This window comes from Amycolatopsis rhizosphaerae (assembly GCF_007713715.1).
GTDB classification, from domain to species: Bacteria; Actinomycetota; Actinomycetes; order Mycobacteriales; family Pseudonocardiaceae; genus Amycolatopsis_E; species Amycolatopsis_E rhizosphaerae.
The window spans coordinates 1-7,375 of record NZ_VJWX01000367.1; the positions used below are offsets into that span (position 1 = coordinate 1).

The 7,375-nt window shown below is 69.2% G+C and carries 8 protein-coding genes; 5 read left to right on the top strand and 3 right to left on the bottom strand.

Annotated elements, in window-relative coordinates; genetic code table 11:
- On the top strand, positions 1 to 611 hold a 611-nt coding region (locus FNH05_RS27525; protein ID WP_144591719.1), incomplete at its 5' end, for a carboxyltransferase domain-containing protein.
- Positions 608 to 2,260, top strand: coding sequence for an allophanate hydrolase (gene atzF, locus FNH05_RS27530; RefSeq protein ID WP_246127969.1), 1,653 nt, complete (start codon positions 608 to 610; stop codon positions 2,258 to 2,260). The genes FNH05_RS27525 and atzF, both read left to right, overlap by 4 nt.
- 13 nt (positions 2,261 to 2,273) lie before the next feature.
- On the opposite strand, the gene FNH05_RS27535 is transcribed toward atzF, so the two are convergent.
- Entirely contained in the window at positions 2,274 to 2,870 is a 597-nt protein-coding gene (locus FNH05_RS27535) for a TetR/AcrR family transcriptional regulator (RefSeq protein WP_144591720.1), read from the bottom strand.
- Between the two features lie 144 nt (positions 2,871 to 3,014).
- Between FNH05_RS27535 and FNH05_RS27540 the strand changes: the two genes are divergently transcribed.
- A complete protein-coding gene (locus FNH05_RS27540) occupies positions 3,015 to 3,656 on the top strand; it encodes a CatB-related O-acetyltransferase (protein WP_144591722.1) in 642 nt (213 codons plus the stop codon).
- Between the two features lie 47 nt (positions 3,657 to 3,703).
- Positions 3,704 to 4,990, top strand: coding sequence for an erythromycin esterase family protein (locus tag FNH05_RS27545; protein WP_144591724.1), 1,287 nt, complete (start codon positions 3,704 to 3,706; stop codon positions 4,988 to 4,990).
- A 243-nt stretch (positions 4,991 to 5,233) separates the two neighbouring features.
- Here FNH05_RS27545 and FNH05_RS39810 read toward each other — a convergent pair whose 3' ends face one another.
- Positions 5,234 to 5,458, bottom strand: a complete 225-nt coding sequence (locus FNH05_RS39810) for a MerR family transcriptional regulator (RefSeq protein WP_342781624.1) — start codon at positions 5,456 to 5,458, stop codon at positions 5,234 to 5,236.
- A gap of 322 nt (positions 5,459 to 5,780) precedes the next feature.
- On the opposite strand from FNH05_RS39810, the gene FNH05_RS27555 reads away from it, so the two are divergent.
- Positions 5,781 to 6,029 (top strand): hypothetical protein, encoded by a 249-nt coding sequence (locus FNH05_RS27555; RefSeq protein ID WP_144591727.1) that lies wholly within the window; start codon positions 5,781 to 5,783, stop codon positions 6,027 to 6,029.
- 62 nt (positions 6,030 to 6,091) lie between these two features.
- Here the strand turns inward: FNH05_RS27555 and FNH05_RS27560 are convergent, their stop codons facing one another.
- Positions 6,092 to 6,922: a hypothetical protein gene (locus FNH05_RS27560; protein ID WP_144591729.1), complete on the bottom strand. Its 831-nt coding sequence runs from the start codon at positions 6,920 to 6,922 to the stop codon at positions 6,092 to 6,094.
- Positions 6,923 to 7,375 lie beyond the last annotated feature (453 nt).

A 7,375-nucleotide genomic window follows, 5' to 3' on the forward strand; every position in this document is an offset into this window, starting at 1 on the left:
CCGCGCATGAGGCGATGGCCCTCTACGCACGTTCGGTGCGGCCGGACGCGCCCTGGTGCCCGGACAACGTCGAATTCATCCGGCGCATCAACGACCTGGCCGACCGGGACGAGGTGTTCCGCATCGTGGCCGACGCCACCTATCTGGTCATCGGACTCGGCGACGTCTACCTGGGCGCTCCGGTCGCGCTGCCGATCGACCCGCGGCACCGCCTGGTCACCACCAAGTACGATCCGGCGCGCACCTGGACGCCGCAGAACGCGGTGGGCATCGGCGGGGTCTACCTGTGTGTCTACGGCATGGAGGGCCCCGGGGGCTACCAGCTCGTGGGGCGTACGGTGCCGGTCTGGCGGCACGTCCCGGGTTCGGCCGAACGGCCCTGGCTGCTGCGCCAGTTCGACCGCCTGCGCTTCTCCCCCGTCACCGCGGAGGAACTGGCCGATCTGCGCGCCGGCATCAGGAGCGGGCGGTCCACACTGCACACCAGGCCCGCCACCTTCTCGCTGTCCGAAGTGGACGAACTGGAGACACGGCACGGCGAGGAAATCGGCCGGTTCCGCAGCAGCAGGCAAGCCGCCTTCGACGCGGAGCGGGAAAGGTGGCACCGATGATGACGAACGACCCCTTGGCCGCGCTGAAGGCGGCACGGGACCTCGACCAGCCCGCCTTCATCTCGCTTCTGGCCCAGGACCAGGTCCGCGAGCTCTCGAAGTCCACTCCGGACGGTCCGCTGGCCGGGGTGCCGTTCGCGGTGAAGGACAACATCGACGTGGCCGGGGTGCCGACGACGGCGGCGTGCCCCGCCCTCACCACCGCGGCGGCCGAACCGGCGTTCGCGGTGCGGCGCCTGCAGGAGCACGGCGCGGTGCCCATCGGCAAGACCAATCTGGACCAGTTCGCGACCGGACTGGTGGGCACGCGATCCCCGTACGGTGCCTGCCACAGCGTGGCCTCACCCGGCCACGTCAGCGGCGGGAGCAGTTCGGGCAGTGCGGTCGCGGTCGCGCTCGGGGTGGTGCCGTTCGCGCTGGGCACGGACACCGCGGGCAGCGGCCGCGTACCGGCGGCGTTCAACGGTCTGGTGGGCGTGAAACCCTCCCGCGGCCTGGTGTCCACGCGGGGTGTGCTGCCCGCGTGCCCGTCACTGGACTGCGTGACCACGCTGACCAGGACCGTCGCCGACGCGCGGGTCGTTCTGGACGCGCTGATCGGCTACGACCCCGCGGATCCGTATGCCCGTCCGATGCCGGTGGCCGCGCCGGCGGGAGTCGCGCGGTGGATGCGGGTCATCGCGGTGCCGGACGGACCGATGGACCTCGACCCGGAGCACGAAGCGGCCTGGCGGGCCGCCCTCGCCCACGCCGAGTCGGTCGCCCACGTGGTCCGGGTGGACGTCGGGCCGTTCCTGGCCGCGGCCCGGCTGCTCTATGAGGCGGCCTTCGTCGCCGAGCGGCTCGCCGCCTTCGGCCACCTGCTCGGTGAGGACGAGTCCGTGGATCCCACGGTACGGCGGATCGTGCTGGGCGCGAGCCGGTTCAGCGGCGCGGACGCGTTCGCCGGGATGCACGAGCTCGCCCGCCTGCGCCGCCGCGCCGAGCAGGCGTTCCTCGGGGCCGACGCCCTGCTGCTGCCGGTCACCCCGGGCCACCCGACGCTCGCCGCCGTCGCGACCGACCCCGTCGGGGTCAACTCCCGCCTGGGCACCTTCACCAACATGGCCAACCTGCTCGACCTGAGCGCGGTCGCGGTGCCCGCCGGAAAACGGCCCGACGGGCTGCCCTTCGGCGTGCAGTTGCTCGCCCCCGCCTTCGCCGACGGACCGCTGCTCGACCTCGCCGCCCGCTGGACCGGGGAGGCGGCCGCGGAACCGGCGGCGCGCACGCTGCTGGCGGTGGCCGGGGCGCACCTCACCGGGCAGCCGCGCAACGCCGACCTCGTCCGGCTCGGCGGAAGGCTACACAGCCGGGCCCGCACCGGCCCCGGCTACCGCATGTACACAGTGGACGGTGCGCTGCCCAGGCCCGGGCTGGTGCGCACCGGGGACGGGCCCTCCGGCGGAATCGAACTGGAGGTGTGGGATCTGCCGGAACCGGCACTCGGCGCGCTGCTGCCGACGATCACCGAGCCGCTGCACCTCGGCCCGCTCACCCTCGACGACGGGAGCACCGCGCTCGGCTTCGTCGCCGACCGCACCTGCGCCGACCCCACCCGGGACATCACCGCGCACGGCGGCTGGCGCGCCTACCTCGCCACCCGCTGAGCCGACCGGCCCCTCACCGGGGAGACCCGAAGGCGCCGGCGGCCGCGGCGAGGGCGGCGGTTCTGGCCGCATGGCGTGGCAGCAGCGGGTCGGGTGGCGTGCGCAGGAGCACCAGCTGGTGGTACAGCGGCGCGGTGGCGGCGATGAGCAACCGCCGGGCGTCGGTGCCGGGCGGGAGTTCGCCGCGCCGCACGGCCCGGCTGACGACGATCTCGCAGCGGGCGTAGCGGTCCTCCCAGAGCCGCTGCTGGGCGTCGGCGGCCTTTTCGGAGCGGAACGAGGCGGCGATCAGGGCCGCCATGACCGACGGTTGCGCGGTCATGGCGTCCTGGATCTCCTGGTTCAGTGCCGCCAGGTCGTCTTCCAGTGAGCCGGTGTCCGGGGGATGCCAGTCATCGCCGCTTGCCGCGTCGAGGACGTCCGCGAGGAGGCCGCCGACGTCGTTCCAGCGCCGGTAGACCGTTGCGCGGTGCACCCCGGCACGGGCGGCGACGGCCTCCATGGTGAGCCCGTCGAAACCGTGTTCGCCGAGTTCCACGAGGACCGCATCGAGCACCTGTGCGCGGATACGGGCGGTGCGGCCGCCGGGGCGGCGCTGAGGCGGTGGCACGGGTCGGGTTCCTTCCGGTCGCGGTGCCGGGAAGCGATAACGGGTTGCCCCGCGGCATCATGGCACGATACTAATGTAACGTCTGTCGCATTAACTCGGGCGGCGTGACCGCCCGCGAACCCCTTTTCGCAAAGGAAGCCCTTCGTGCCCGTTGTCCCCGCGGACCCGACCGTGCTGCATCCGATACCCGGGCAGCCCCGGGTGGTGCTGCTGAAGCCGCTGGTCACCTCGCCGCTGATCGAGGTCGGCGAGTTCTCCTACTACGACGACCCGGACGATCCGACCGCCTTCGAGACCCGCAACGTGCTGTACCACTACGGGCCGGAAAAGCTGGTCATCGGGAAGTTCTGCGCGCTGGCCGAGGGCGTGCGGTTCATCATGAACGGCGCCAACCACCGCATGGACGGCCCGTCGACCTTCCCCTTCCCCATCATGGGCGGTTCCTGGGCCGAGCACGCCGACCTCGTCACCGGCCTGCCCCGGCGAGGCGACACCGTGGTGGGTAACGACGTCTGGCTCGGATACCGGTCCTTGGTGATGCCCGGCGTCCACATCGGACAGGGTGCGATCATCGCCTCCGGGTCCGTGGTCGTCGACGACGTCCCCGACTACGGCATGGTCGGCGGCAACCCCGCCAGGCTCCTCCGCCGCCGCTACCGCGATGCGGACGTCGACCGCCTCCTGGCCCTGGCCTGGTGGGACTGGCCGCTGGAGCACATCACCGAACACCTCCGCACGATCATGTCCGGCAGCGTCGACGACCTGGAGCGGGCCGCGCCCCGGTGACCCGCGCTCCGTTTCTTCACCTTCCCACAGCAGAATCGAGCTTCGGCATGCCTGCTCCGACCCACCACACCTCGTTCACCGGCTGGCTTGGCGCCCACGCCGTGCCGCTCACCCACCTCGACCCCGAGGCGCCGCTGGACGACCTGGAACCGCTGCGCGAGCTCATCGGCTCGGCCCGTGTCGTCGCGATCGGCGAGAACTCCCACTTCATCACCGAGTTCTCCCTCCTGCGCCAACGCATCCTCCGGTTCCTGGCCGAACGCTGCGGTTTCACCGTCCTGGCCTTCGAATACGGCTTCAGCGAAGGCTTCTCCCTGGACGCCTGGGCCCGAGGGGAAGGCCATGACGACGAACTGGCGGCCCATCTCGCCGCGGCGATTCCGATTGGGATGGACGAGCCACTGCGCTGGATACGCCGGCACAACGCCACAACCGGAGTGCCGGTGCGCTTCGCCGGGATCGACATCCCGGCGGCCGGCGGGTCTTTGCTTCCCGCCCTGGCCCCGGTCGCCGACTACCTGCGCCGGATCGACCCCGAGACCCTCCCCATGATCCAGAAGGCCCTGCGGATCGCCGGGTCGTTCGCCGGTGCCTCCGCGGCCGCGGCCGCACCGGCCTGGACCCGCCTGGCGGCCGCCGAGCAGGATGCTCTCAGCGCGACCCTGATGCGCCTGCTCCTCCGGTTCCGTGCCGTCGCGCCGCTGTATGTCTCCCGCGGTGACCAGCGAAGTTATGACGTCGCTCTGCGTCGCCTCGAGGCCGCCTGCCACGCGGACTACGGCTTCCGCGCCATGGCCGGGCTGTACGACGGAAGCGGCCTGACCGCGGACACCTCGGCCCGGGATGTTTACATGGCCGGGTCGGTCCTGTGGCACCTGAAGCACTTCGAGCCCGGGACCCGCATCGTGCTGGCGGCGCACAACGCCCACATCCAGAAAACGCCGGTCTTCTTCGACGGCCGCCTCACGGGGCTTCCCATGGGCCAGTACCTGCACAACGCCCTGGGCGATGCCTACACCGCCCTGGCCCTGACCAGCATCACCGGGCACACCGCCGACATGCGCCCCGACGAGAACGCGCGCTTCGGTTTCGCCATCGACACCACCGCGCTGCAACCCCCGGAGCCGGGAAGCGTCGAGGCAGCCTTCGCCGATGCCGGGCTCGGGCTGTGCGTCGCCGATCTCCGCCGGGCACGCACGGAGGCTTCCGGCGGCACGGGCCCCGACCGCATCCGGATCCAGAGCGCCTACGTCCACACCCCCGTGCTCGACGCGTTCGACGCCATCCTCACTACCCCGGCGTCCACCGTCGCCGGCGACCTCGAGAACACATGAGACAGAAGGACCCCCCAGCGCTCACCGAGTCCGGGGCAAGCCGTGAAGGGTCCCTTCACAGTCATAAACGGGTCACCTTAATGGGCACTTAGCCTCTGACCTGCGAGAATGAGCCTTTCAAGATCGACAATGGTCGGCCGAACGGAGACCGACATCGGCCCGGAGACCGGCTCAGGGACCCGCAGCGCCGCTCAACGTGTTCCGGCCCGGCGACGCGCTGGCGGCCCGCCAGAGCCCCCAAGGTCAGCTCTCTGACTGCGGGGGCTCTCTGCGTTGCTGCGCGAGTGCGAGCACCTGACGGCGTAGGTCGTCGAGATTCCAGCGCGCGTGCCCACCGGCGGTGACCGATGTGGGCGTCACAAGTCCTTCGCGCATCCAGTGAGCGAGCGTGGACCGATCAACGGACAGGGCCTTCGCAGCCTCGCCGGTCGTCAGAAGTCGATCACTACCCACGGGATCACCAAACACGAGTCAAGCGCGCGATTCCACACGCCTAACCCGTTCACCTGTTTTCACCCGCATAACCCGTTCACCCGCTTCCACTCGAATACCTCGTTTGCTACGTTTGCCACGTGAGTACCCGTGCAGTCCGGCGGCGAACCGCACTACCGCGTGTGCAGCGCTGGCGGTTCGTTGGCGAGAAGTCGCATGCCGTTGTCGAGGAACGGCGCGGCGGGGCACTCGTGCTGACGCTGTGCGGACAGCTCATCTATCCATCGGTCTCGGATGCGCGGCGACGTGAAGCGCCCGAATGCATCCCCTGCCGAATCCTCGCTCCCGTGGAGGGCACATGAGCGGCGTGACGCTGGTTTCGTACTACGACCCGCCCGAGTGGCGCACGGCCGCCGGGGAACTGCACCTGATCGTTGAACGGCAAATCGGGGAGGGTCGCGGGGAGATCGCCGTTGCGACGGTGTGCGACCTTGTGCTTGCCGTGACGGCCCGCGACATCCGTACACCCGATGCGGCGCCGTGCCGCGCGTGCTCGAATCGGGCCGTGCATAACAGTGTCGCGGAATCCGGCGGCGCCGCTCGCTGACTCGACGCCCCCGGTGCGCAGCCGCATGCCTGGCATCGGGGGCATCGCATCGCGTGCTGCCGTCAGAAGACCGCAGAGCCGTTGTTCCGAAGCCTGCCCTGCGGCGACAACTCCTCAGCCGTCAGCGCGGCCACCTGCTCCGGCTTCCAGATTCCCGGCTCGCAACCCTCGACGACACATCGCCACAGCCGGAACTCCGGTTTCGTGCTCACAAGGTTGCTCTCGTTCAAGTCACGGTACCGCTGCCAGCGCCGGTAGGTCAGTGCATCACGCGGTGCGCCATCCTGGAGCCGTTCGGCGCCGTATCCGGCCGTATCCCGGACGTAGAGTGCGGCGTTCCAGCACTGTTCGAACCGATCGCCTTCGCGGACGAGGACGCTGAGCGTTGCCTCATGCCCGACCGTCCGTGCGAGGAGTTGCGTCGGCTCAGGGTGCAAAAAGATGCCAGCAGGCGGCTCGGGCAAACTCGCAATCCGAGCGATGCTTTCGCGTGCCGCCTTCGCCACCGTGTCGAAGATCGGTCCGGCATTGGCCGCAAGCGCGAAGTCGCACCGCCCCATCGCAGCACGGGCCGCATAGTCGAGTACGGCCAACGCGAGCGGCGCGCCCTTGTCCACGGCGTGGGTTCCCTCGACGGACGCAGCAGTCACAGCGAAAGTGTCGATCACATCGCGGAGCTTTGCTCGGCCGTCGATGAGCTGATTGATCGCATCGGCGCGGGCGTGGCGGGCCTCCTGCGCGAGCCCGACATATTCGGCCGTGTGCAGGTCGCGGACCCGATCGAGTCGAGCCAGAGCTTCCCCCACCGCCGAGGGCAACGATAACCCGAGCCGCGTCACGATCACGTGGACATTCCGAAGTCGCTGCTCGCCGGTCATGTTTTCGAGGTTCATTTCACTCAATTCCCTTATCTATTCCGAGTTATTCATGGACTATTCGCAAGGCGACCGGAAATAGTCACCCTTGAGCCTACGACGTCAATTCGCGAACCCTTTATCCCCGCCGAATATTCGCCACGAAAGGCCAGATTTGCGCAAAACCGTGCGTCATGGGTAGCAAAATCTAGCGGTGCTAGCAGCCTTCCAGCTGCCGTTTCCGCAGGTCAGAGGCTTGTCTAAATCTCATCGCGGGGGGATATAAGCGGGAGATGCCGGGGTCCCCCTACCCTCAATTTCTAAAAAAACACCCGTTTCCCTCCTTGTCGATTCGAATATGCGCACGAGTCATTCCGTGTAGAGGTTTATAAATTCGGCGACGCGCACACGTGGTGCTATTTCCGTCCCTCGCGCCCCGTTTTCAAATCGCTCTATTTCGATGCTCGAACAATGGGCGATGGACACCCGTTG

Coding starts and splice junctions, on each gene's coding strand:
- atzF (WP_246127969.1), top strand. CDS start 608: ATGATGACGAACGACCCCTTGGCCGCGCTGAAGGCGGCACGGGACCTC.
- FNH05_RS27545 (WP_144591724.1), top strand. CDS start 3,704: ATGCCTGCTCCGACCCACCACACCTCGTTCACCGGCTGGCTTGGCGCC.
- FNH05_RS27555 (WP_144591727.1), top strand. CDS start 5,781: ATGAGCGGCGTGACGCTGGTTTCGTACTACGACCCGCCCGAGTGGCGC.
- FNH05_RS27560 (WP_144591729.1), bottom strand. CDS start 6,922: ATGAACCTCGAAAACATGACCGGCGAGCAGCGACTTCGGAATGTCCAC.